Annotated in this window: 21 protein-coding genes, 1 tRNA gene and 1 pseudogene; 16 read left to right on the top strand and 7 right to left on the bottom strand. The window is 57.3% G+C overall.

Features of this window, described 5'->3' with window-relative positions; translation table 11 throughout:
* Positions 1 to 38 precede the first annotated feature (38 nt).
* Positions 39 to 1,511, top strand: a complete 1,473-nt coding sequence (locus tag ACNAOV_RS06890) for an amino acid permease (protein WP_390134820.1) — start codon at positions 39 to 41, stop codon at positions 1,509 to 1,511.
* Between the two features lie 85 nt (positions 1,512 to 1,596).
* Here ACNAOV_RS06890 and ACNAOV_RS06885 read toward each other — a convergent pair.
* Positions 1,597 to 1,670 (bottom strand) — tRNA-Pro (locus tag ACNAOV_RS06885).
* A 128-nt stretch (positions 1,671 to 1,798) separates the two neighbouring features.
* On the opposite strand from ACNAOV_RS06885, the gene lysS reads away from it, so the two are divergent.
* The 4 genes from lysS (at position 1,799) to ACNAOV_RS06865 (ending at position 6,254) form a co-directional block, all read left to right on the top strand.
* The gene (gene lysS / locus ACNAOV_RS06880) at positions 1,799 to 3,427 is read left to right on the top strand and encodes a lysine--tRNA ligase (protein WP_416517138.1); all 1,629 of its coding nucleotides are present in this window, start codon (positions 1,799 to 1,801) and stop codon (positions 3,425 to 3,427) included.
* Between the two features lie 24 nt (positions 3,428 to 3,451).
* Positions 3,452 to 4,432, top strand: coding sequence for a 1,4-dihydroxy-2-naphthoate octaprenyltransferase (menA, locus tag ACNAOV_RS06875; protein WP_416517137.1), 981 nt, complete (start codon positions 3,452 to 3,454; stop codon positions 4,430 to 4,432).
* 66 nt (positions 4,433 to 4,498) lie between these two features.
* Positions 4,499 to 5,446: a 1,4-dihydroxy-2-naphthoate octaprenyltransferase gene (gene menA / locus ACNAOV_RS06870; protein WP_416517136.1), complete on the top strand. Its 948-nt coding sequence runs from the start codon at positions 4,499 to 4,501 to the stop codon at positions 5,444 to 5,446.
* Positions 5,447 to 5,513: 67 nt separating this feature from the next.
* Complete coding sequence (locus ACNAOV_RS06865; RefSeq protein ID WP_024626731.1) at positions 5,514 to 6,254, top strand: phosphoglyceromutase; 741 nt, start codon at positions 5,514 to 5,516, stop codon at positions 6,252 to 6,254.
* A gap of 185 nt (positions 6,255 to 6,439) precedes the next feature.
* On the opposite strand, the gene ACNAOV_RS06860 is transcribed toward ACNAOV_RS06865, so the two are convergent.
* Positions 6,440 to 8,671 carry a hypothetical protein gene (locus ACNAOV_RS06860; RefSeq protein WP_416517135.1) on the bottom strand — a complete coding sequence of 744 codons (2,232 nt, stop codon included), beginning with the start codon at positions 8,669 to 8,671 and terminating at the stop codon, positions 6,440 to 6,442.
* 238 nt (positions 8,672 to 8,909) lie between these two features.
* A complete protein-coding gene (locus ACNAOV_RS06855) occupies positions 8,910 to 9,923 on the bottom strand; it encodes a LacI family DNA-binding transcriptional regulator (protein WP_416517134.1) in 1,014 nt (337 codons plus the stop codon).
* A gap of 335 nt (positions 9,924 to 10,258) precedes the next feature.
* Between ACNAOV_RS06855 and ACNAOV_RS06850 the strand changes: the two genes are divergently transcribed.
* The 3 genes from ACNAOV_RS06850 to ACNAOV_RS06840 are packed head-to-tail and all read left to right on the top strand — an operon-like array spanning position 10,259 to position 13,352.
* Complete coding sequence (locus ACNAOV_RS06850; protein WP_416517133.1) at positions 10,259 to 11,533, top strand: ABC transporter substrate-binding protein; 1,275 nt, start codon at positions 10,259 to 10,261, stop codon at positions 11,531 to 11,533.
* Between the two features lie 14 nt (positions 11,534 to 11,547).
* The gene (locus ACNAOV_RS06845; RefSeq protein WP_416517132.1) at positions 11,548 to 12,444 is read left to right on the top strand and encodes a carbohydrate ABC transporter permease; all 897 of its coding nucleotides are present in this window, start codon (positions 11,548 to 11,550) and stop codon (positions 12,442 to 12,444) included.
* A 53-nt stretch (positions 12,445 to 12,497) separates the two neighbouring features.
* On the top strand, positions 12,498 to 13,352 hold the full coding sequence (locus tag ACNAOV_RS06840; RefSeq protein WP_416518175.1) for a carbohydrate ABC transporter permease: 855 nt from the start codon (positions 12,498 to 12,500) through the stop codon (positions 13,350 to 13,352).
* Positions 13,353 to 13,445: 93 nt separating this feature from the next.
* Here the strand turns inward: ACNAOV_RS06840 and phoU are convergent, their stop codons facing one another.
* The gene (gene phoU, locus ACNAOV_RS06835; protein ID WP_416517131.1) at positions 13,446 to 14,123 is read right to left on the bottom strand and encodes a phosphate signaling complex protein PhoU; all 678 of its coding nucleotides are present in this window, start codon (positions 14,121 to 14,123) and stop codon (positions 13,446 to 13,448) included.
* A 200-nt stretch (positions 14,124 to 14,323) separates the two neighbouring features.
* Between phoU and ACNAOV_RS06830 the strand changes: the two genes are divergently transcribed.
* Positions 14,324 to 15,574 carry a sensor histidine kinase gene (locus ACNAOV_RS06830; protein WP_416517130.1) on the top strand — a complete coding sequence of 417 codons (1,251 nt, stop codon included), beginning with the start codon at positions 14,324 to 14,326 and terminating at the stop codon, positions 15,572 to 15,574.
* Here ACNAOV_RS06830 and ACNAOV_RS06825 read toward each other — a convergent pair.
* Positions 15,507 to 15,794, bottom strand: a complete 288-nt coding sequence (locus ACNAOV_RS06825) for a hypothetical protein (RefSeq protein ID WP_045935671.1) — start codon at positions 15,792 to 15,794, stop codon at positions 15,507 to 15,509. The genes ACNAOV_RS06830 and ACNAOV_RS06825 overlap by 68 nt on opposite strands.
* A 139-nt stretch (positions 15,795 to 15,933) precedes the next feature.
* Between ACNAOV_RS06825 and manA the strand changes: the two genes are divergently transcribed.
* The 4 genes from manA to ACNAOV_RS06805 all read left to right on the top strand — a co-directional run bounded on the left by manA (position 15,934) and on the right by ACNAOV_RS06805 (position 20,528).
* Positions 15,934 to 17,319, top strand: a complete 1,386-nt coding sequence (manA, locus tag ACNAOV_RS06820) for a mannose-6-phosphate isomerase, class I (RefSeq protein WP_416517129.1) — start codon at positions 15,934 to 15,936, stop codon at positions 17,317 to 17,319.
* Between the two features lie 293 nt (positions 17,320 to 17,612).
* Positions 17,613 to 18,524, top strand: a complete 912-nt coding sequence (locus ACNAOV_RS06815; RefSeq protein ID WP_416517128.1) for a CHAP domain-containing protein — start codon at positions 17,613 to 17,615, stop codon at positions 18,522 to 18,524.
* A gap of 49 nt (positions 18,525 to 18,573) precedes the next feature.
* Positions 18,574 to 19,311, top strand: coding sequence for a C40 family peptidase (locus tag ACNAOV_RS06810; protein ID WP_416517127.1), 738 nt, complete (start codon positions 18,574 to 18,576; stop codon positions 19,309 to 19,311).
* Between the two features lie 170 nt (positions 19,312 to 19,481).
* Positions 19,482 to 20,528 (top strand): universal stress protein, encoded by a 1,047-nt coding sequence (locus tag ACNAOV_RS06805; RefSeq protein WP_045935667.1) that lies wholly within the window; start codon positions 19,482 to 19,484, stop codon positions 20,526 to 20,528.
* Positions 20,529 to 20,599: 71 nt separating this feature from the next.
* On the opposite strand, the gene ACNAOV_RS06800 is transcribed toward ACNAOV_RS06805, so the two are convergent.
* Entirely contained in the window at positions 20,600 to 21,013 is a 414-nt protein-coding gene (locus tag ACNAOV_RS06800) for an OsmC family protein (RefSeq protein ID WP_024626723.1), read from the bottom strand.
* Between the two features lie 143 nt (positions 21,014 to 21,156).
* Between ACNAOV_RS06800 and ACNAOV_RS06795 the strand changes: the two genes are divergently transcribed.
* The 3 genes from ACNAOV_RS06795 (at position 21,157) to ACNAOV_RS06785 (ending at position 23,329) form a co-directional block, all read left to right on the top strand.
* Complete coding sequence (locus ACNAOV_RS06795; RefSeq protein ID WP_416517126.1) at positions 21,157 to 22,032, top strand: thymidylate synthase; 876 nt, start codon at positions 21,157 to 21,159, stop codon at positions 22,030 to 22,032.
* 89 nt (positions 22,033 to 22,121) lie between these two features.
* On the top strand, positions 22,122 to 22,790 hold the full coding sequence (locus tag ACNAOV_RS06790; RefSeq protein WP_416517125.1) for a dihydrofolate reductase: 669 nt from the start codon (positions 22,122 to 22,124) through the stop codon (positions 22,788 to 22,790).
* Positions 22,790 to 23,329 carry a low molecular weight protein-tyrosine-phosphatase gene (locus ACNAOV_RS06785; RefSeq protein WP_110413324.1) on the top strand — a complete coding sequence of 180 codons (540 nt, stop codon included), beginning with the start codon at positions 22,790 to 22,792 and terminating at the stop codon, positions 23,327 to 23,329. Before ACNAOV_RS06790 ends, ACNAOV_RS06785 begins: the two co-directional genes overlap by 1 nt.
* A gap of 79 nt (positions 23,330 to 23,408) precedes the next feature.
* Here the strand turns inward: ACNAOV_RS06785 and ACNAOV_RS06780 are convergent.
* Positions 23,409 to 24,571 (bottom strand): annotated as a pseudogene (locus ACNAOV_RS06780) (IS1249 family transposase).
* Positions 24,572 to 24,861: the final 290 nt, after the last annotated feature.

Raw genomic sequence — 24,861 nt, 5'->3', positions numbered from 1 at the left:
TATCGCATCATTTTCATACATTAATAAGGAGCTAAATCATGAGTGCTGAGAAACGAGCCACAATAGGGCAGGTAGCCCTGCTTGGCATGACTGTTTCTGCAGTTTTCGGCATTAAGAACGTCATCAATAACAATGTGGCTATCGGTTTGAGCGCTGCCCCTGCGTTTTTCATTGCCACTGTTTTGTATTTTGTACCTTTTACTCTGGTCATAGCCGAGTTTGTGTCCTTGAATAAGGACTCGGAGTCCGGCGTTTATCAATGGGTGAAGACGTCCATGGGAGGGTCATGGGCCTTTTTGACGGCTTTTTGCTATTGGTTCGTCAACCTGTTCTACTTCGCTTCCATACTTCCGAACATCATCATCTATGCCTCGTTCCTTTTCTTCGGCGAGAACAGACAGATGAGCCAGTTCTGGATTACAGTGACGGAGATCGTTATTTTCGCTATCGCAACCTGGGTTTCGACTAAAGGGGCAAAGTGGATTGGAAATATCTCTTCTTTCGGAGCTATGGCGGCTCTTGGTCTGACGGTTTTATTCATCCTTCTCTCTGTAGGTTCGCTGATTGGCGGAGTTAAGCCCGCCACCCCCATCAATGCCTCCACCCTTTCCCCTGATCTGAGCACGTTTGCCACAACCTGGGCATTCCTCGGAACACTGGCTTGGATCATTCAGGGCGTAGGCGGCGCTGAGTCCGTCGGTGTGTTTGTCAATGATCTCAAGGGGGGAGTCAAGGCATTCGTCCGCACTATCATCATCGCAGGCCTGGTAATAGGACTGCTGTATGCAGGTGCATCAATCGTCATGAATATCTTCGTGCCTGTGGGCAAGCTTGATCTGTCGACTGGCATCTTCACCGTGATGGGTGCCGTTGGACAGTGGGTAGGTATTTCGGCCCCGGTCGTGAAGCGTATCGTCGGCCTAATTCTGCTGGCTGCCACCTTGGGATCTTTGATGATGTGGACCTCCGCGCCTGTCAAGGTTTTCTTCTCTGAGATTCCCAGCGGTATCTTCGGCGGCAAGATTATCGAGTTGAACAAACAAGGCATTCCTTGGCGTGCAGCGTGGCTCCAGTTTGCAATTGTGGTTCCGATTCTGATTATTCCTGCTTTGGGCTCCAATAACGTCAACGAATTGCTGCAGATTGTCATCAATATGACTGCAGCCACGGCCTTGATTCCGCCTCTGCTGATTCTTCTGGCCTATTTCATGCTAAGGCTGAAGTTCGATGGTGTCGAGCGTTCCTTCAAGATGGGAAACAGGACGTTTGGATTGACTATTTCCGTTTTCCTGCTTTGCGTCTTCGCCTTTGTCTTTGTAGCGGGCACCATTCCGCTTGGCCAGCCCCTCTGGTTGACACTGGTTTATAACGTGGGTGGCGTAGTCGTCTTCATAGGGCTTGCCATGCTCTGGTACATGCGGTATATAAACAAGTTGAAGAAAGAGGACCCGGAGGCTGCCTCTGAGGAATTGCGCCCCACCGCTGATAGCATGCTGGAACAAAATTCCTGACTGGCTGATTATTTTTCCGGTTAGGCATATGTTATCGGTGTAAAAGAGAAGGGGGAGACGATGCTCGTCTCCCCCTTCTTGCTTGTCGGGGTAGGGGGATTTGAACCCCCGGCCTCTTCGTCCCGAACGAAGCGCGCTACCAAGCTGCGCTATACCCCGTGACAACGTTCTATATAGTACACGTACCGTCGGCCAAACACCATCGTCTGCGCGGCGCGGCCATTCAGCCGCTTGCCAATAGGCGGCAACCAGGATCAAGTACCGGCTCATGCGTAAAATAGCGATTTATGAATGACTCATCGGAAGAAACCCCTCGTCTGACGACGGTCGAACGCGCTCAGGCACTGCTCGACCAGGATATGGCCATCACGGAGAAGATCGATCAGGGCGCCCAGCTGGATGACGCCATTGATCCTGACAACCTGGAGGACGGCCCTGAAAGCCATCCCGAACAGGTGCGCATGCGTGTAGCCAAAAGGGCTCTCATGCTCAAGGAAGGCATCGAACCCTATCCGGTCCATCTGGATGTGACGGATCGTATCGAGGACGTGCGCCGCAAGTACCAGGACCGCCTTGAGCCAGGACAGGAGACTGAGGATGTGGTTGGCATCGCCGGCAGGGTTCTCTTCCTGCGCAACGGCGGCGGTCTCTGCTTCGTCCAGCTGGCGGCGGGCGATGGCACCCGCATCCAGGGCATGATCTCCAAGCGTGAGATCGGCGCTGATTCTCTGAAGCGATTCAAGCAACTGGTCGACCTTGGTGACCACCTCTACCTGCGCGGCCGTGTGGTCGCCTCCAAGACCGGCGAACTCTCCGTCTTCGCTACTGAGTGGAATATCGCGGCCAAGGCCCTGCAGCCCCTGCCTGCCCTTCACAAGGAACTGACCGAGGAACAGCGCACCCGCAAGCCCTACCTGGCCATGATCGCCGATGAGGATGTGCGTGCCATGGTTCGTCGTCGCTCGAAGGCGGTCTCCTCCCTGAGGCGTACCTTCGAGGACCACGACTTCATGGAGGTCGAGACCCCCATGCTTCAGACCGTGCATGGCGGTGCTGCGGCCCGGCCCTTCACCACGCATATGAACGCCTTCGACATCGACCTCTACCTGCGCATCGCCCCTGAGCTCTTCCTCAAACGCTGCCTGGTAGGCGGCATCGAGCGGGTCTTCGAAATAAACCGCGACTTCCGCAATGAGGGAGTGGATGCCACCCACGCCCCGGAATTCACCATGTTGGAGGCCTACCAGGCCTACGGCACCTACGACACCATCGGGGAGCTGACCAAGGAGCTGATTCAGAAGGCGGCCATGGCCACGGCTGGTTCGTTGAAGGTGACTCTGCAGGATGGCAGCCAGTACGATTTCGGCGGCGATTGGCGTCAGATCAGCATGTATGAGTCCCTTTCCGAGTCCCTGGGTGAGGAGATCACCCCCCAGACCAGCGTTGAGCATCTGCGGACTATCGCTGACGGGCTGGGCCTGGAGGAGGAGCCGGCCGAAAACCACGGCAAGCTGGTCGAACACCTCTGGGAGCACTTCTGGCAGGACAAGCTGTTTGAGCCGACCTTTGTTCGTGATTTCCCGGTCGAGACCTCGCCCCTGGTCAAGGCCCACCGCACCAAGCCGGGCGTTGTTGAGAAGTGGGACCTTTACGTTCGCGGCTTTGAGCTGGCCACGGGCTACTCCGAGCTCAACGATCCGGTGGTCCAGCGGCAGCGGTTCGTCGAGCAGGCCAAGATGGCAAGCCGCGGCGATGTCGAGGCCATGGACATTGACGAGGACTTCCTGGAGGCCCTGGGTGTAGGCATGCCTCCCGCTGGTGGTATGGGCATGGGTATCGATCGCCTGCTGATCGCCCTTACCGGTGCGTCCATCCGTGAGACCATCACTTTCCCCCTGGTTAAGCCGCTGGTCTGAGATGATAACAGGGGAGGGATGGTCATGAATATCAGGCTTTGGATGGATGGCATGCGTCCCCGGACGCTGCCTGCCTCGGTGGCGCCTGTCTGCGTGGGCGCTTCAGCTGCACTCTTGAAGCGGTCACGGCTGCTGGAACAGTGCACCAGCTCCTGCTCGCCCACGCCTGTCGACCCTGCCCTGAAGGCGACCACGCCGGGACGGCTGGCCCTGATCGTCGTCTTGCTGGTCTTGCTCGCCCTGTCTATGCAGATTGCAGCCAACTTCGCCAACGACTATGCCGATGGTGTTCGCGGCACCGACTCCGGCCGTGGAGGCGAGGAAGCCACCTCCGGCAGGCCCAGACGTCTGGTCGCCGCCGGTGTGCCGCCCAGGAAGGTGCTGTACGCCACCATGATTTCAGCGGCCTTCACCTGCCTGATGGGTCTGGCAGTCATGGCACTGACCGGCCACTGGTGGATGATTCTGGTCGGGGTCTGCTGTCTGATCGCCGGCTGGTGTTACGTGGGCGGCCCGCATCCATACGGCTACCACGGGCTGGGTGAGATCAGCGTCTTCATCTTCTTCGGTCTGGTGGCCACCCTGGGCACCGAGTACTTTCTCATTAATCGGGTCGATGCCGCCGGCATCCTGGGTGCCTGCGTCTGCGGGCTCAACGCCGTGGGCCTGCTCATGCTCAACAATTACAGGGACCTGGACGACGACCGCCTTGCCGGCAAGCACACATATGCGGTTCTGGTGGGGGCGCGTGCAGCGGCTATCTCCATTTACCTGGTCTACATCCTGAGTCTGGTTCTGGGCCTGATCCAGTTCATTCCGGCTGTCATGCGACATGGCCTGCCGGGCTTCCCTCTTGTGTTGGTCCTGCTGCCAGTGGCCGCCGTCTTTCTGCTGATCTGTCGAGCCTTTGCCCGTGGCCAGGTGCCCAAGGCCTTTGGCATGGCAGGCAAGGGCACCCTGGTCTCCGCCATATGCTGGTCGGCTGGCCTGCTCCTGCAGCTGTGAAAATCTTGATACTCTCATAAGAGAGCAGACCGACTTTCAAGCGATTTGGTGGATAATCAGGCAATCATGTTCATCACACTTCGGGAATACAAGGACGCACTGCGACCATCGGCCTTGCTCTGCTCGCCCACGCCGGTTCTGATTGGCACGGCGGTGGCCCTCCGGCAGCTGTTCAGCCAGGGGTCGGGGCCGGATGCGCGCTTCTGGCTGATTGCTCTCTTATGCTGTCTGACGGCTGTATTCATCCACAGTACCTGCAATCTGGCCAATGATTACTTTGACGGCATCAGGGGTACTGACGAGGGCCGGAGTAGCCTTTCGGGCGCGGGGGCCGACGGTTCGGTGCCTGATTTGCCCAGAAGAGGGGTGGCCGGTGGCGTGGAACCCCGCAAGGTCCTGCTGTCCGCCTACCTCAACATCCTTATGGCCTGCCTGTCCGGTCTGATTCTCTGCTGGGTTACAGGCCACTGGTGGATGATCCTGGTAGGTATCTTCTGTCTGCTAGGAGCCTGGTTTTACACGGGAGGCAAACACCCTTACGGCTATAGGGCCATGGGCGAACTGAGCATCATGATATTCTTCGGCCTGGTGGGCGTGCTGGCCACCCAGTACATGGAGACCGGCGGTATCGACCGTCACGGGTTCATCGGTGCCTTGGTCGGGGGTCTTATCTGCATTCCCGTTCTGGAGATCAACAACTATCGGGACATTGATGCAGACCCGCTGGCTGGCAAGTACACGCTGTCTTCATTCATCGGAGCCAAAGGCACGCTGATTCTGATGGGGTCCTGCTATGCACTGGCTGTGATTCTGGGTGCGGTCGAGTCATGGTCCCTGTCCGGCGGCTCCTTTGCGAACGTCTGGCCGCGCCTGCTCTGCCTGTTGCCTGTCGTGGTGCTGGCCATTGCCACCACAGTGGCCAGCTGTCGGAATCGCTTCAGTAGGGCATTCGCGCTGTCGGGCTATACGGATCTGCTGACAGGGTTCTGCTGGCTGGGTGTCTGTCTGCTTTAAGAGACTGTTCTATAGGGGGAGCTGTAGATCCGCCAAACGGTCCCTCTCAGGTCTTAGAATTTTCACTATGACCTACAAACTAGTATTGCTCAGGCACGGCCAGAGCGCATGGAACAACACCAATCAGTTCACCGGCTGGGTGGACGTCCCGCTGACCGAGCAGGGCGAGCAGGAGGCCCGCAAGGGCGGCAAGCTGCTCAAGGATAAGGGTGTTCTGCCGGACATTGTCTTCACCTCGCTGCTGCGCCGCGCCATCAACACCGCCAACATAGCTTTGGATGAGGCTGACCGTCTCTGGATCCCCGTCAAGCGCGACTGGAGGCTGAACGAGCGTCATTACGGAGCATTGCAGGGCAAGAACAAGACCGAGATCCGTGAGAAGTACGGCGACGAGAAGTTCATGCTCTGGCGCCGCTCCTATGCCACCCCGCCGCCCGAGATCGACCCTGATGACGAATACTCGCAGTCCCATGATCCTCGGTATGCCGGAGCCCCCGTGCCCCGCGCCGAGGCACTGGCCAACGTGGTCAAGCGCGTCACCCCTTACTGGGAGAGCGACATTGTCCCGGAGCTCAAGACCGGCAAGACCGTACTGATTGCCGCTCACGGCAACTCGCTGAGGGCCATCGTCAAGATGCTCGACAACCTGACTGAGGATGAGATCGCCAAGGTCAACATCCCCACGGCCATTCCTCTGGTCTACGAGCTTGATGAGAACTTCAAGCCCATCAAGCCTCGTGGCGAGTATCTGGATCCGGAGGCAGCCGCCGCCGGTGCCGCTGCTGTGGCGGCACAGGGTCAGAAGTGAGATTCTTGAGATTCTTTAGATAATTTATCCGATGATGTGAATCGGACTTTGGATGCAGAGCGTCCAAAGTTATTAGAGGTGGTGTCCTCTACTTTTGTAGTGGGCGCCACCTTTCGTATTCCTGATGCCTTTTGCGCCGTGGGAGAGAGCAAAAGCGATTTTCGCTCCCCTGATAATCTTGCTGCCTATCTGGTCCGGATGGTCAAGGCGACACTTTGCCCGGGCTCGACATCTTCGTCTACGCCGACTGCGGATCCATCGTGAAGATGGATGACGCTGGCTTGGTATCGTCTGCTCTGGCCATTGAGTGTCACGTCTTCCAGCATTGTGTCCGGCTGCATGGAGATTTGCAAATAGGCATGCAGGGTCTCATCGGTCCTGTTGGTGAAGTGAAGTGTGTCGTCTACTTGCTCGAAATCGACCTGACCACCACAGAAGGCCAGCCCTTTCCAGCTGAAATGACGCCAAGGCGTATAAGGAGCGATTCTGATGCTTCGGGCCTCTTGATCGCGTTCGACTCCCATGATGTCATGCAGGAAGAAACTGACGAATTCACCCGCGCACCAGCCGCACTTGCCCAGACCTCGTTTGACCTTGGTTGGTTCTTGCTCAGCATGTTCGAATGGCCACCACCAGAAGGATCCATCCAGATCAGTGGTTCTGCGGAGCTCAAGCAGGGCATCTTTGAGTTCTTCCCGCGTATTTGCCCTGCAGAGCCCATGGATGTGGCCAGGATAGGTAATTCCGTTGCTGTCATCAAAATCCCAGAAGTCGATTCCTCCCGTAATCGGCGCATAATATGGATCTCTGGTGCTGTGGGCCCATCTGGCATGATTGCGGATGAGTTCGTCGTCACGGCTGGTGAATCCGTAAACGGAGGCTAGTGTCAGGTCGCTTTCCTCTCCGTCATGGATGCCGATGATGCTCCCATCCCTGTTGGTTCCTTCCACATACATGGGCTTGCCGTCAATGTTGCGGACGCATCTCTGGTCAAGCGACTGGCGAAGTTCTTCGGCGATCTGTTTCAGCTGTCTCGTCTGATCAGCATCCAGAAGATCCGAAAAGTCCTCGGCCATGACCGTGGCTGCCTTCCAGGCCAGTATGTTGGACCCGGTATGGTAGTCACCGCGTGACGGCCCGTCCGAAATGTAAAGAGTCTCATAAAGCTGCCCTTGATCAGGTCGTTCAGCGATAAGATCGGCGGCCAGCCTACGAACGTATTGTGCGAATATTTTTTGATTCACAGCGAGTGCTGTGCGGCCATGCCGGTGAACCAACATGGAAGCCAGAACCGCGGCGAGACAGGAATTGCCTAAGGAGTGTTCGAATCCGCTTGCTTCTGGATGCATTCGGGCCTCGCGTTCCCAAGCTTGGTCAGGAATGCCATACTGCGCAAGAAATTCGATCATGGGATTGGCTAGGTCAGGATTGCTGTCGACCAGCCCCATGGCGCAGTAGCCGAAGTCTCTGGTCCATACGTCGGGGAGTGGATTGGCGTTGGATCCCCAGAATGAGCCAGCTGCCTTGCCGTCTGCTAGCAGGAGAAGACTTTGTCGGGCCAGTTCAGCCGACCGGGTGATGAGCTCACCGTACCATGGGTCTTCTGGAATCTGGACCTTGCCCAAGCTGCCCTTACGGGCTTCCAAGGTAGCTTTCAGAGCTGTCCGGCATCCATGAAGGGAGTTAAATATCCGAAGGCTATCCTCTTGCTCTGAAAAATCGAAGACACTGGCCACGCTCCGACTCTCTCCTGGATCAAGCCTGAGCATGGTCTTGGATGTGCCGCTCGTGATAGGACTGTCCGATTCGCTCAGAAGATTGAATTTCAAGGGCAGAGAAACTGTCCCATCCTTGCCCTGTGTTGACGACAAAATCGATACATTTACATCTATAGGTGTGGCCCCCAGATTGGTGAGCTGGCAAAGTTGAATAAGGCACAAAGGCCTGCTGGCGCCTTCTTGGGGCACGAAGACGATGGTCTGACTGTGCAGATCGCCTATCGAGGCATCGAAGACAGGTATGAGATCGTCCATGAAACTGAGCGCAGGCGATGGACATTGACGGTTCATGCAATTAATCTGCATTCCAATATGTCCTTGGCAGAAAGCCAACTTCTTGTACACGTAGACACCAGGAATGGTCTTGCCTCGCACGTCCTCGCGTCCTATTGCAACAACCGCGCGTCGCACCTGTCCAGTTCTGTCTAGGGCGGCCAAAAGGCGATTGTTGGAGATATCGACGCTGAAAGGATAATCAGTGTATCTGCCCAGATCGTATTCCATGACCATGTCGTCAGGCCATTCGAGGCCTGCTGCGGCAAAGAAGCTAGCACGATTGCCAGCGGCACCTTTCGCATTGAATCCCATCAAGGTTTTTTCCGTTTTATTTTCTTGTTGATCCGAGGTTGGCGACGGCATCAACTGCTCCTTTCAGCAAGTTTGTGGGACGCGGGTATCGCTTCATAGCATGCTCGATGGCCCATCCACGGTCATGGAGTCCACATGGTTACATCCATGCTTCTAAGCACATGATAACGTATACATCAGCAAAGGCCAAAGACCTTATGAACCATCTGCCGCATCATGTGTTTCGGATGGATTGGAATTGTGAGCACTGGTCCTATGAAAACTCAACTTTTGATATGGCGGCAGAGAGTCAGTGTTCTGGAGGGGCGGTTGTATTGCGCACGGCCAGGAAGGATGGCTGAATTTGCATGTTCATGTCAGGGTTTTCGCCCTCTAACAATTTAAGAAGCGTCTGAGCGGACGACTTTCCCATCTCATAGGGATCCTGATGAATAGTGGTCAACCCGATTTCATGAGCGTAAGTCGAATCGTCGAAACCAGCAACCGATACGTCTCGGGGGATTGTGTATCCCGAACGCTGCATACAGAAAAGCAGAGGAAGGGCGTATTCATCATTCATGCAGATTATGGCTGTTGGGTGCTGGTCCAACCTGACCAACTGGGATAAGGCGAAGTCCGCTCGGGTATCGTCCTTGGGCGCGTATACAACTGTGGGGTTCACCCGATCTCCTAGTTTGGAGCATATAGAGCGAAATGCCTGCAGGCGTGCCTGACCGTTCCATTTGAAATGTTCAGTCTCTGGATCCAGACAGACATAGGCGATTTTACGATGCCCAAGGTTGACCAGATGGTTGATGACCAGTTCCATGCAACTGGTCTCATCTATGCCTATGGTTGCCGAAAATTCAGGAATTGGCTCAGTGTTGATCCCGATAAGCGGGATGCCTGTCGTGGCTAATTTGTCGGCCTCTGTACAGGGTATTTGGAAAGACACCACAAGCACAGCATCAGCATTGCGTTTGATGGACATATCCGAAAAGAATGCATGGCGTTCCTGCTCATCTGAAACGGCATATAGAGCGATGTCATACCCTGCGTCATGGAGGACGGAATTGAGGCCAGCCAGAACATGCGAGTCATACCAGGAGTCCAATTCTCCGCCAGTCAGGAAGGCGATTCGTGCCGACTTGCCCGATTTCAATGCTGAAGCAGATCGTGAAATGGTGTAGTCCAGGTCTTGTGCGACTTTGAGGACTTTTTCCCTTGTCTGCGGAAGAACCTTGTCGGGGAGGGTAAAAGTACGGGACACCGTTGCTATTGAAACCCCGGCACGATCTGCTACGTCTTGAATGGATGCACCCACAATGCCCTCCTGTTTTCCTTAGGGCTTTTGCCTGCAAAATCTTATCACGGCTGCTCAAATGATGGATACGTATACATCATATATTTATTCTTTACAAGAGACACTTGTTTTTTGAACTAGGTCTATAAAGCGTGGGTTAAAGCTGATATACAGAAATTGACTGAATGACTGGCTATTAAAGAACTTGCAGGGCGATAACTTGCGTGCTAACGTTTACATCAGCTGGTCGGAATGCCAATGATGGTTTCTATAATTTCCATTCCGGCTGGTCTAACCACAGGTCGAGCCGTCTTATTGCAGCGTGGCGGCTTGAACGGGGCAGAGGAGAAACGTCAATGAAGATGACGAAAAACAAATTTGTGCACGTGCTTGCGGCAGTTCTTACTGTCCTGGCTCTGGCACCTCTGTCGGCATGCGGTGGATTCGGAGGCGCCAATGTGACGACCCTCAGCTTCTTCCAGACCAAACCAGAGGCGGTGGAAGACTACTCCAGAATTATCGCGGACTTTGAGAGACTGCATCCGAACATCAAAGTGGTACAGAATCAGGTCTCTTCAGCCGACACAGCCTTGAGGGCTCTTCTGGTCAAGGATCGCACGCCTGACGTCATAGCGCTGAATCCCAACGGAAGCATGGGAAAGATGGCCAAGGCAGGGGTATTTTATGACTTCAGCAACACGCCTATAAGCCATAGGATCCGCCCGGTCATGCAATCAGTGATCAATGGGTTGGGACGAGATGGCAAACAGATAAATATTGTGCCTTATGCCGGTAATGTATGCGGCATCACTTATAACATCGATTTGTTCAAGCAGCATGGTATTAAGGTGCCCAAGACCTGGAAGGATCTTGAGCAGGCAGTTGCCACTCTGGAAGCTGACGGCGTTGCCCCTTTCATTGGGACATTGGGTGACCCCAATCGTGTTTCAACGCCTTTCGATGGTTTGGCTCCTTACTACGACAGCAACGGGTTCTGGGACAAAATGCGTGCTGAAGGTAAAAAGGTAGGGCCGGATTCGCCCGTTTCTTTCCAGAAAAACTTTAAACCTCTGATGGAACGGCTCTATTGGATTTACCAGCACTCGACCAAAGACGTGAGAACCATGATCTATGAGGACGGAACTTCCGCTTTCGCGCGGGGTGAGGGAGCCATGCTCTTGGCGGGGAACTGGTCTATGGCGCCGGTTCTGCAGATCAACCCCAAAATGCATATAGGCTTCTTCCCATATCCGACGGACGAGGCCGACAAGGCCATTCTCGTCTCTGGCGGAGATGTGGCGATCACCATGGGTGCGCATCCCAAGCACGAGAAGGAATCCATGGCCTTTATTAACTATCTGTACTCGGACGAGGTTCAACGTCGCTTTGTAAAGTCGCAACAGCTCATTCCTTCGCTCTCGTCAATTCCTGTTGACGAGAATCCGGCCATGAAGCCGGCCAAATACTGGATAGATTCTGGCAGGATCCAGGGATATGCGGATCACCAGATACCCTCCAGCATCAGTTACAACCCGATACTGAACAAAGCCATGTTGGACGGCGACCTGGATTCGGCCCTCACCACACTCGACAAAGAGTGGGGCAAAGTTGCGGCCAGGACCATCGAGTGATCGGAGGCAAACACATGACTACGACACAGACGACTGTGGCTGCAGGCGCTCACCGGCATCGCCGATTCGCTGAAGCCACTTATTACTGGATGGTATGGCCTTTTATCATCCTTTTCGCCATCTTCCATACCATTCCCATGCTGGCTGGCATTTTCTTCAGCTTTACCAACTATGCCGGTTACGGAAAATGGCACATGGTAGGCCTGTCGAACTATGTCAATCTTTTCGGGGATGACAGGGTTCTTCACTCGTACTTGTTCACTATTTTCTTTTCCCTGGTGGCTACGATCCTGACCAATGTTATTTCCTTGGCTATCGCTCTGGCGCTGAATGCACGAATCAAGGCCAGAAATTTGTTCAGAGGTATCTTCTTCATTCCCTACGTGTTGTCTATGCTGATTATCGGATATGTCTTCCAATTCTTCTTCTCCAAGTCAGTGCCGAAGATCTTCTCAGCAGTTCCTCTGCTCAGGGACAACATCCTGACCAATGAGCACTGGGCCTGGGTGCCTATCGTTATCGTTACGGTATGGCAGGCTTGCGCTTTTGCAATCATCATCTACCTGGCTGGCCTGCAGACTATCCCTGCCGACATCTATGAGGCGGCTTCGCTCGACGGTGCCACAGGATTCAAGGCATTCAAGTCCATCACATTGCCTCTGATCATGGGCTACGTGACTATAAACGTGGTGCTCAATATCAAGAACTTCATGCAGGCATTCGATCAGATAGTGGCCTTGACCGATGGCGGGCCAGGGATGGCCACTGAATCGGTGACTCTGCAGATTTATCAGGGTGGATTCACTGGCGGCGAATTCGCCTATCAATCTGCTGATGCAGCCATTCTCTTCTTAATCATCACGGCTCTTTCAGTTATACAGCTTCGTTACCTTAATCCGAAGGAGGATTAAGCGCCATGACCTCCAGTCAAGTTATGAATGCCATTCCGGCAAAGTCATCGGGCATGAATCCACATACACGACAAGGCCATGAAAGGCGTCTCCATAGGGTCAATTGGTGGTTGACAGCCCTGGTGGCAGTATGCTCATTGACTGTTCTTGTACCCCTGTATTTTGCTGTGGCGGTTGCGCTTAAGAGTCCTGAACAACTGGCTAAGGGGACGGGCTTTGAATGGCCCAATCCAGTGCATTGGGGCAATTTTGCAGAGGCATGGGCCCGAACCAATTTCCCCAGAGCGCTTATGAACACGGCCATGATCACGGTGTGTTCGGTTGTGCTGACTCTGTTGACCAGTTCGGTCTTAGCCTACGCCCTAGCCCGGAACATGCATAGGCCCTTCTTTAAGATTGCTTACTACTACTTCTTGGCAGCCATGTTCATCCCGTTTCCTATCGTGATGCTCCCGGTCGTCAAGGAAACGGGATTGCTTGGTCTTGATAATCAAGCAGGACTGATTGTGCTGTATACGCTATACGGGTTCTCGATGAATATCTTCCTGTATACGACTTACCTGCATTCCATTCCCATGGAGCTGGAAGAGGCCGCTCGGGTTGATGGGGCATCGACCTGGAGGGTGTTCTGGCAAATTATTTTCCCGCTTTTGATGCCGATGAATGCAACCGTGGGAATTCTTACCTGCGTATGGGCATGGAACGACTTCATCATGCCTCTGGTGGTACTTACGGATCCTGGTGCCAGGACCCTGCCATTGGCCCAATATGTATTCCAAGGTCAGTACAACACAAATTACACCGTGGCTTTTGCCTCCTATTTGATGGCTATGGCTCCCTTACTGATTGTCTATATATTCTCTCAGCGGTGGGTCATCTCCGGCGTAGTGCGCGGCTCTGTAAAGTAGGCAAATCTGAGTTCAGCACTGTTCGAACATGGAAGAGGAACGGCCCGCCACCCGACCAACTGTCAGGTGGCGGGCCGCCTCTCTGCCGTCCGTTCAGTCCAGATCGAGGTCGAGATCCTTGGGATCCTTGGAGGGGTCGAAGCCCGAGACGATATATACCACGCGCCGGGCCGCCGAGACGCCATGGTCTCCCAGTCGCTCCATGAACCGTGCCACCAGGACCAGGTCGATCAGCTGCTGCCTGGTTCCCTTCCAGTCGTCTGAGAGAGCATAGCCGAATGTCTGCTGGTGGAGCTTGTCCATCTGATCATCGCTGACGATGATCTGCTCGGCTATGGTCGTGTCCCTGTCGGAGAGCATCTCGACCAAGCGGTCGGCCATGACATCCAGAAAGTCCTGCATCTGTTTGAACAGGGGGATAACCTCGTCGGGTAGGGTCGGTTCAGGGTAGGAGCGCCTTGCGGTCTCGGCGATGTGCCTGGCCAGGTCTCCCATGCGTTCAAAAGTGGCTGACAGGCTCAGCGTTGAAACCACCACCCGCAGATCAGTGGCCACGGGGCTCTGCTTGGCCAGGAGCCTGATGCATTGATCGATGATGCTGGCCTGGAGGTTGTCTATATCGGCATCCCCATCGATGACCTCCTGGGCCGTTTCCACGTCGCCGTTCATCAGGGATCGCCCGGCTTTTTTGATGGCATCGCGAACCTTGGCGGCCATTCGATCGAGATCGTCGGCCACCAACCCCAGCTCCTCGTTGAAAATCACGCGCATTGTTCTTCCCTTTCGGCCTCGGTCAACGATATGCCTATAGTCTATGTGACCAAGGTGGCAAGAAAAAGTCAGACGCAAAGAATGTTGGGCCTTTGGAGCGGCAATCACTGTCGGATATGCAAGAATAAAGCCGGAACTGCCGATGAGACTTGGTTGATGCAGCAATGTCCGGGTCGGCGCCGGACTGGAGGGAAGTCCTTATGAGACGGTTCATGGACCGCCTACGTAGCCTTATGGGCAATCGAAGCAAGGATGGCGAACAGGCTGATGGCGAGGTTTTGGAGGGCTCGACCCAGGCCCTGCTGGCGCTCATTCCCGCCGCTACGGTTGTGGTCGACGGCGATGACGAGGTTGTCCGCTCCAGCCCGGATGCCTACAGATTGGGAATCGTGAGCAACGACGAGATTGCTGATTCGAAGATCATTGAAGCCATTGCGCAGGTGCGCCGCTCAGGCGGTCGACGTAGCTTTAATCTGATTACGCACACACCTACTGAATTCGCTCTGGATGCCGCAACCGAGAGCCCGGAATCCGATGATTGGGATATTGACGAGGCCGAGGATCCTGTGGATACGACCCATGTTCAGACCCAGGCGGTATCCAGAAGGAACTGGCTTAAGGTCACCCTTGGGCGTATCGATGAGTCCCTGGTGGTGGTGCTTATCGATGATGTGAGCGATTCGGTCAGGTTCGTTCGGACCAGAGATGCCTTCATAACCAATGTATCCGAGCAGATGCTCAAGCCGGTCCAGGCCCTGGAGGAGCTGGCGGCGCAGCTCAAAACCACCTCCCACCTGGAGGGGGATGATCCTGAACTGCTTCGCAGCCATCTGCGCAGCGTCTCCGAGGATGCCTCTTCGGTCCAGCGCTACAGCGCCTATCTGGGGCATGTGCTCAAGGATCTTCTTCTGCTGATCCGGGCTCAGGAGCGGATCAAGCCCAGCAGGGAGAACGTGCTTGATGTGGCTGAGCAGATAAGGGCGGTGGTGCAAGATGAGCAGGATAGAGCCGACCAGGCCCATGTGACCCTGCGATGGCGATGTGACCAACCACTGACGATTCATGGTGACGGGCAGCAGATCAAGGTGGCTATGGCCAAGCTGGTGGAGAACGCCATCTCCTATTCGCCTTCAGGCTCCACAGTTTCCCTGGTGGCGCAGGCCTCGAATGACGGGCATTACGCAAAAATCAGGGTGGTCGACCACGGCAGAGGCATATCCAAGGCCGACCAGGGCAGGATCTTCGAGCGCTTCTACCGGGCCGACAACCAGAATGAAGAGACTGCCGTAGGCATCGGTCTGGGGCTGGCCATCGTCAAGCATGTCGCTCTGACCCACCATGGCTCGGTCACTGTCTGGAGCGCGCCGGGAGAGGGGAGCACCTTCACACTGATGCTTCCTCTGGCTCAGGGTCCGGTTGCTGGGCAAGACGGCGATAATCCCAACGATTGAAGTGCTCCCAGATCATCAGCAGAATGCCCACGCCAACCCCGGACAGGCAGACAATCAGGGGCTTGGTGACCGTCATCCCGGTCAGGGCCAGGATGCCCACCACGACCAGAGCCAGAATCCAGGCACCGGTACCGAACAGGAAAATGCGTCGCAGGTCCACCTGCACGGGCCGAGGCGATGGTCTTCGGGCATCCGGGTCGAAAATGGGAGCCAGCTTCATACCCCCACTGTACCGTTTGCAATGACATGCGGTGACCCCCACGCCTTGCCCAGGCTTCGGCCCGTGTCATATTATGACGGAGATTGGTGGGTTCGTATGCACCGGCCCATGGAGGGATTTCCCGTGGAAAGGGGAGTGCGTGTATCCGATCCAAGCTGTGGAGAAGCACTACGCCTGGGGCTCACATGACCGACTGCAGCGCATGTTCCATTTGCATGAGCCGGAGGGATGCCAGGGGGATACCTTGGCGGAGATGTGGTTCAGTGGGCACACCGAATCCCCCTCGCCCCTGACCCTGCCCGACGGGTCGCTCATACCGCTGACCGAGGCCATTCGTCGCAATCCCATGGCAATGCTGGGTGAGCGCGACTCCCGCCTCTTCGGCCCCACCCTGCCCTACCTGTTCAAGATCATCTCGGCCCGCATCCCTCTGTCCCTGCAGGTGCATCCGCTGGATTTTGAGGCTCGCGCCGGCTTCAACCGTGAGAATGCCCTGGGGGTGGCTGACGACGATCCCAGCCGCTCCTTTCATGACAGTCTGGCCAAGAACGAGATGGTGGTGGCCCTGGAGCCCTTCCAGGCCTGTGTAGGCTTCGCAACCATCTCCACGCAGCTGACCCTCCTGCGCGCCGTGGATCACCCCCTGGCCGAGCTGATGACCGAGGCTCTGACCGCCCGCACCTTCCATCTGGGGGTCCCTCCGGCCCGTTTCGCTTCGGCCGATGCCATGATGCCGGTCTCCTCCCTGATCTGGCCGGACTCCCGCCGACGTATCTTCCGGGCCTTCCACGCTGCCGTGACTGCCGAGCCGGAGGCCGCCCAAGGCCTGGAGGAAGCCTTGGAGGCAGCTGCCGGGCGGCTGCGGTCCAGGCGGGCAGGGGCCGTGCTGGACCATGCCCTGTGTGCAGTCCGGTCCTTTCCGAATGACCCCGCCGTGCTCTGCTTGCTTATGCTCAACCCCGTGGACCTGGAGGAGGGCGATTCGGTCTATATCCCCGCCGGGACCCCTCACGCATACATCCATGGCACTGCAGCAGAGATCATGACCAACTCCGACAATGTACTCAGGGCCGGTATGACCCCCAAGCATCGTGACATTCCCAACCTCCTGCGCAGCCTGGACTGCCAGCCTTCAGCCCCCATCGATCCATCCAGCTCCATGATCGCCACCCTGATCATGCACAATATGGTGACCTACCGGCCCAAAATCAACGAGTACATGCTGGTCTATGGGCATGTACAGGAGGGTGGCGCCACCTGGCCCCTGCTCAACAGGCTTCAGCAGCGTTACGGGGATCTGATAGAGCGTCTGGGGCCTCGCCACCTGATGATTCCTCGCAGGGGACCCCGCATCATCGTCTGCACTGATGGGCGGATCCGTTGCGCAGCCGCCGACCAGTCCTGTGTACTGGACCAGGGACAGGCCCTCTTCGTCCCCTCGGAGGATGGCCGTGTCGACATCACCATGCCTCAGGATTCCGACGATGCCGGCGGGTCCTTCCTCCTGGCCTCGACCCCGGTCTGACTTTTTTTGAGCCAGGTTCGCTCAGGGTGGACCAGGCAGGCTTCAGAACCGAGGGACACGCCGTGGCGGACGGCACGCATGCCGGTTTGCTCATGTTCGCCTCATGTCCGTATAATCCTAGCGTATTCCGTGGTTGTCGAAGATGAGCGACCACCGAAGCCATGCTTGAGTACACCAGTATGGACAATTCAGGTCATTTGGCCTGGGTTCTCGCTTGCGTTATGGTGTTCCCTTGTGATGGTTCGTGATACGGCACGAAAGTCGCGTCGGAACATAAACGGGAGTGATTCTAGATGAAGCATGCTGCGCACAGGGCTTCGGCCAGGCGAGGCGCAGGTGTCGGCAGTTGGTCGACCGGCCGATCTTCAGGCGTAACCCAGGCAGCGGGCATTGAGGGTCTTGATGATGCCCTGGCGGCCAAGCTCAACCAGGTGGCCCCTCGAACCCGTCGCTCCATTCGTCTGGCGGCCAAGGCCTCAGCCCGTCGCTCCCACATCATGACCGGTTCGGCCCTGACCGTCCTGGTCGGTGCCGCCGCCTCCTCCATGGCGGTCAGTCAGGCTCGCGGTGACTGGTCCCTGCCCCTGGCCGACAGTGTCGCAATCAATTTGGTCACCCCCTCATCCTCTGCCGGTTCCTCCAGCGCGAACGGTGGTGCAAGGGTCTCCCGCTCTGATTACCGTCAGCCCCTGCCGACGGCTTCTCAGCGCAACGAGGGCAGCTGGGAGCTGGGCGAATCCGAACTCGATGCCGGGCAGATGTCCAAATCCCTGGCCGACAATCCGGTCGTGGCTGTGTTGATGGATGCCAACCGATCAGTTCTGCCTTCAGGGTTCAATCCCAACCATGCCACTGGGGATGCAGGCAATGTCTACGAGTTCAGCCAGTGCACCTGGTGGGCCTACGTCCGACGTCACCAGCTGGGTCTGCCGGTGGGTTCACACATGGGCAATGCCAAGGATTGGTCCGGCTCTGCGCGCTCCCTGGGCTATTGGGTGGACAACACGCCGCGCAATGTCGGCGACATCGTGGTCTTCCAGGCCGGCCAGGAGGGTTCGGATTCCACCTATGGCCATGTGGCCATCGTCGAGAAGATCAATCCCGACGGCTCCATCGTCACCTCGGAGTGTGGTGCCATCATGAACGGAAAGACCTACTCTCGCACCTTGTCCGATGTGCACGCCTTCAGCTACATCCACTACTGATTTCTGGCTGGTTAATCTTTGTTCCCAATACGTGATAGAATTGTGCCCGATGAAAAAAACACGCAAGTATGTGAGCATGATGGCGGCAGCCACAATCTGTGGCATGCTCTCCATCGGTATACCCGCCGTGGCCCAGGCCAGTGACGGCAGTGAAGCCGTAGTTACTTCGTCGCGTTCATTCACTCCCGGCAGCAAGGTGCGTGCCGACCTGTTGACCGAGTCGACGGCTACCACCGTCGAAAAGGACAGCAGCTGGGGTGGCATTGAGTCTTTGAACGTTCCTGCCACCAAGTCCCAGGCCGAGAAGGATGCTGAAGCCAGGGCCCAGCAGGCTCAAGAGCAGGCCCAGGCTGCAGCCAGTCGGCGTCAGTCCGCGCAGCAGGTCAGTCGTTCGGCTGCTCGTGCCGCTCGTGCCAGCACCACCAGCACAGTCGTTGATGCACCGGTCTCCGGCACGGGTGCAGATGTGGTCAACTACGCCCTTCAGTTCCAGGGGATTCCTTATGTGTATGGCGGGACCGATCCAGCCACGGGCTTCGACTGCTCTGGATTCACCCAGTATGTGTTCGCCCACTTCGGCGTCAGCCTGCCCCGCACGGCCGATGCGCAACGTTCAGTGGGTGTACCGGTCACGGATCCTGCTCCTGGCGACCTGCTGGTGACCTCTGATGGTAGCCATGTGGGCATTTATGTCGGCGGTGGTCGCATGATTCATGCCCCGCGTCCCGGTCGGACCGTAACAGTTCAGAAGCTTTATCGGGATTTCGAGTATCGTCGTCTGGTCTAAGGCATAGTTTTTGCGCAGGCTCAACGCCCCTACGGGGGCGTTTTGCATATTCGGAGTCGAGGTTCCTCGCGTGTTGGTCCCTGCCAACTTATTGATCAGACCCGCATGCGATATTCTGACAGAAGGAGCGATGTCGGTTTGTCATCGCCAAGTTTAAAGGAGGTCGTCGGATGAGCAACGACAAGGCTGTTCTGGTAGGCGTCGATGGCTCGGACGCCAGCTACAAGGCGGCGTGGTGGGCCGCCAACTACGCTAAGCATGCAGGGTTGACCCTGCAAATCGTCTGCGCCTATTCCCTTCCCTCGTATGCCGCAGTCTCCTTCGATGCGACCTACACCACCATGGGTGACGACGTGGCCGCTCACAACGACGCCCAGGAGATCCTCTCCAAGGCCAAGGCCATCGCCGATGAGCAAGGTGTAGGGGCAGCCACGCTGATTGTGACGGGGGATCCTTCATCGGTCTTCGTGGAGTTGAGTCGCAACTACCGGCTGATTGTCATCGGGAACCGGGGCAAGGGCGGCCTGGCTGAGCGTCTGCTGGGCACCACCAGCTCCAGCCTGCCCGCCTATGCTTACTGCCCTATCGTGGTCGTTCCTTACACCGACGACGATGGCAACCTGATGCATCTGAGCAACGACATCAAGCGGGTCGCCGTGGGTTCAGACGAGTCCAAGTGGGGGCTTAAGGCCCTGCAGATCGCTGCGGCCTTCGCCGACAGTTGGAACGCCGAGCTGGATGTCATGTCGGCAGTGCCCAATATCTCCGGACTGACCGGCACGGGTTCGGCCGAGGAGCGCAGCGTCATGGATTCCTACCTGGACGACCTCAATACCCGAATCGAACCACTCATGAAGACCTATCCCGATCTGCGCATCAACAAGACCGTGGTGCCGGGGTCGGCTGTGGAGGCCCTGACCCAGGCCAGCAAGACCCATGACGTGGTCGTGGTCGGTTCGCGTGGTCGCGGCGGCTTCACCGGGCTCCTGCTGGGATCGACCAGCCAGGGGCTCCTGCAGCATGCCGTCAGCCCCGTCTACGTGGTGCCGCGCAAGTACGTGGAGGCCGAGGAGTCCGGGCTCAAGGCTGCAGCCGAAGCTGCCGAAACTACCGATGTGGCTGAGATCACCGGTGTGGAGCAGGTCTCTGTGGATTCGGCCAAGCCCGAGCAGTTGGCCGACCTGGAGTCGACCATCGACCCCGAGCACGAGGAGTAAGAGCAAGGAGCGGAGACCCCGGAAGTTCCATGAACCTGGGGTCCCCGCTCCTCTCTTCTTGTCCTGTCGGATCAGTGGCGAACCTTGACGGAGATCCTTACCGGGGTCTCCCGCTGATAGGTGTGTGCCACGGTGCAGGACTTGGCGATATGGCGGCGGACCCGCTCCTCCAGCTTGTCTGCATCATCCTGGGCCAGCCTGGCCGAAGTGGCATCGACGTCCACCTGCTCGTCGAAGCTCAGGTAGGCGTCGTCGTCGGCGTCATAGGTGCCGTCCACCACGATTTTCGCTCCCTTGCCCTTGCCTAGGGCGCTCTCCACGGCGAACTGGCTGGATAGGGCTCCGCAGGCGGCCAGGGCGATCTTCATCAGGTCACCGGGGTTGAACTGATCCTCGCCTTTGCCGAAAGTGATATGGGCCCCATTGTCGCCATAGGCGTTCCAGGTGCCGTCCTTGTCGCGTTCGACCCAAAGTCTCTTGCCCATCTGTTCCTCCTTGTCCGGCACACGCCCGGGTGCGCCATCCGGATCCGACCCTGTGGCCGGACCTGCTCCTCCAATCTAACCCGGACTGTGCAATTCGTCACCGGGGCGCGCTCAGCTGACCGAGGACTTGATAGTATGGCCGCATGGCCTTGACTTCCGAAGAACTGCAGCGTATTCGCACACGTATCCCCGAGCGTCCCGACTCGGACATTCCCACCCCCTATGAGGACTTGGTGCGCACCATTCTGCGCGAGGGCACCCTGAAGTCCGACAGGACGGGCACCGGGACCATATCCCTGTTCGGGAAGCAGATGCGCTTCGATCTGTCGCGTTCCTTTCCGCTGATCACCACCAAGAAGGTCTACTTCCGTGGCATCGCCTATGAGCTGCTTTGGTTCCTGAAAGGGTCGCAGAACGTGCGCTGGCTGCAGGAGAACCGTGTGCATATCTGGGACGAGTGGGCGGACCCGGAAACCGGGGATCTGGGTCCGGTCTATGGGGTCCAGTGGCGCAGCTGGCCCGCTCCGACCCCTGAGGACCCCCATCACACCATCGATCAGATCGCCAAGGTGCTGGATTTGATCCGCACCCACCCGGACTCCCGTCGAATGATCGTCACCGCTTGGAATCCGGCCCAGATTGACAGCATGGCCCTGCCGCCCTGCCATGCGCTCTTCCAGTTCTATGTGGCCGACGGCAGGCTGAGTTGCCAGCTCTATCAGCGCTCCTGCGACATGTTCCTGGGGGTGCCTTTCAACATCGCCTCCTACGCCCTGCTGACCCTGATGATGGCCCAGCAGGCCGATCTTGAGCCTGGGGAGTTCGTCTGGACCGGCGGCGACTGCCACATCTACGACAACCATGTGGAGCAGGTTCTGGAGCAGCTGTCGCGCAAACCTTATCCTTACCCGACCATGCGCATCCGCAAGGCCGACTCCATCTTCTCCTACCAGTACGAAGACTTCGAGGTTGTGGACTATCAGTGCCATCCCGCCATCAAGGCCCCGGTGGCGGTCTGATGGTGCGCTGGGCCGAATACGGGCACCGTCGAATCCGAAGATTAGAATGTACTCGTATATCTACTCACCATGAGGAGTGAACACAACAGATGGAGCATGACAATAGTCGCAGCGGCTATCACGAACCCGAGCCCGGTCAGGCCGGGCTTCTAGGCGATGAGGAATGGCGGCATCAGGAAGAAGAGATAGGCCGTCGCTCATCGGTCAATATGATCTGGGCGCAGGCGCGGGCCACTGACGGTCGGCGCGGCGCCATCGGTTACCACAATGCCCTGCCTTGGCATTTGAGCGAGGACATGCGGCACTTTAAGGAGCTGACCGTATCCCATCCTGTCATCATGGGGCGGCGGACCTGGGTGTCCATGGGGGAGCGGCCCCTGCCCAAGAGGGACAACATCGTTCTGTCCAGTGATCCAGGGTTTCGGGCACCAGGCGCCACGGTGGTATCTGCGGCTGACGATGCTCTGGAGCTGGCCAGGCAGGAAGCCATTCCCGACGATGGGATGGATCGCAGCGAAATCTGGGTCATCGGCGGCGCAGGGGTCTTCAGCACCTTCTTTCCGCTGGCTGATGCCGCCTATGTGACCGACCTGGATCTGCGGACTCCAGCTGATGTCTTTGTGCCCGATATGGAGGAGCTGGTCAGCAAGCGGTTCTGGCAGGTGCGCGACGAGAGCCAGTGGATGAACCCTGCCAAACCAGACCAGGCGGCTGCCATCCCGCGGTTCCGGTACATCACCTATGGGAAGGTGCGTTGATGGGCCAGGATTCTGAAGGAAAGGCCTCACGGGGTCCCTACAACGTCATAACCGTCTGCACCGGCAACATCTGCCGGTCGCCCATGGCTGAGGTCATCCTGCGCAAGTTCTTCCAAGATCGCGGACTGGATGAGGATCAGGTCAGGGTGGAATCCAGCGGAGTCAGTGACGAGGAGTTCGGCAACCCCATAGATCGACGTGCTCAGAAAGTTCTGCGCGAGCGGGGCTATGAGGTGCCGGCTGACCACTTCGCCCACCGGATCACCCGGGAGGAGGCCGAAGATGCCGACCTGCTGCTGCCCATGACGGCCGACCATATGCGAGCCCTTCTCCGTCTGCTGCCCTCCGGCAAGCGATCCGCTGTTCACCTGTACCGCAGCTTCGACCCGGACCTGCCCAAGCCGGCACCGGGACGGGAGAGCCAAATCGACCTGGTTGACCCTTGGTATGGCGGCCCCCATGAGTTCGAGGTGGCCATCGATCAGATCGAGCACACTGCGCCCTACATCGTCGACTGGGTGGCCAGACAGTTGTCCTGAACGATAGATGCATGAAATAGGCCTATAGGAACTAAACGCGTTGTTTTAGGTTCTGTGTGTGGGTTTGGTTGTGTGTTGGTCAGAGTGTGGTGTTGGGGTATCTGACTGGTGTGTGGAACTCGTTCCAGTTGATGGCGGTGCCGTAGTGTTCGGGCTCGTCCTGTTCCTGTCTGGTTTCCCGTTTGGGTGCTGGTTGTGGCTGGTGGTGTTCGTCCCTGATCAGGCTGGCGGGGTCGGGGTTGTCGGTTTTCATGTAGCAGTGCCGTTCGCAGGCGCGTCTCATGTGGCTCTCGGGTGGGCCGTGGTGTTGCAGGAGGGTGCGTTTGATGGGTGAGTCGACTCCTCCTTCCAGCCGGTTGGTGGTGCGTTCCACTGGCCCGCCGGCGGTGGGTTCGGGTTCCAGGAAGGCGAAGAGCTGCCTGTCTTGGAAGAGGTGTTCGGGCCTGCGGTAGCAGCGGCGGAGTTCCTGGTGGGTCCACCACCAGGATTGGTGGCTGGCTTTGGGGTTGGCTGGGTCGTCCTTGGCCATGGTGCGTTCGTCGATGAGGGTTTTCCATCTTTCGTGCCAGGCGTTCAAGGCCTCACCCCGACGCACCGCTTCCTCGATGGTATGGACCCGGGTGGGCTGGTCGGAGAGTCGCTTGAGTTCCTTGCCGGCCTGAAGTCGTGGTTTGAGTGTCAGGTCGGTTTTGGTGGTGCGTTGCACGTGCACCAGGCAGCGTCGGATGCGCGTGCCCGGCCAGCAGGCATGGCAGGCTTTCTGCACGCCGCGAAGGCCGTCGGTGATGAGCACGTCGGGCCCGGGGATGCGGGAGGACAGGGCCGTGTAGGCCGCCGTGTTCTCCTGATGGCACCACTGCCAGTCGATGACCTGGCCCGTCTGCCCGTCGATCGCTATCAGGAGGCACCAGCCGTGTGCCATATACGTGCCGTCGGCCATGAGCGTGTGATGGACCACCCCGTCCGGTGTGATTGCCGGCTTGATGTTCCAGCACCAGCCGACCCGTTTACGCCAGGCCCTGGCGCCCATGGCCCCATCTGTTCCCGGGTCCTGCCCGTCAGCGGCCAGTCCAGGAACTCCCTCAACTGCGCGGCGCGGGCCCGGTCCTGCCTGCGCGCGGTGGACGTGATCGAGCAGGACGGACACATCCAGCGCTGCGTGCCTGATCTGTTGCGCCCATGCTTGCGCATCCGTCCATGGCATATGGGGCAATGCCTGGCCCTCTTCGATCTGGTTCTCATTCCCCAATCGAACAGGAACGGGCACCCCTGCAAGACCCCTATTAACAACCCGACCTATTAACAACCACCCAACACGCTTACAGCCACAAGGCCAAACCCCCAACATAAACAACGCGTTTAGTTCCTATAGCCCAAATTAGGTATGCCCTTAGCGCATACGAATCGTACTTTACAATAACTTTTGACTTATTGCATCTTTTGTCAATAATTTATGGAAGACTTTTAACCGTCACGCAAGCAATACTTGTATTGCGTCTCAGTGTAAAGTTCGCTGTAGCTTTTCGCGTTGT

The sequence above is a fragment of the Bifidobacterium asteroides genome (assembly GCF_048001765.1).
GTDB lineage: Bacteria > Actinomycetota > Actinomycetes > Actinomycetales > Bifidobacteriaceae > Bombiscardovia > Bombiscardovia asteroides_K.
The sequence above is the reverse complement of the archived record's forward strand: the minus strand, read 5'-3'. Positions and strand labels throughout refer to the sequence as shown.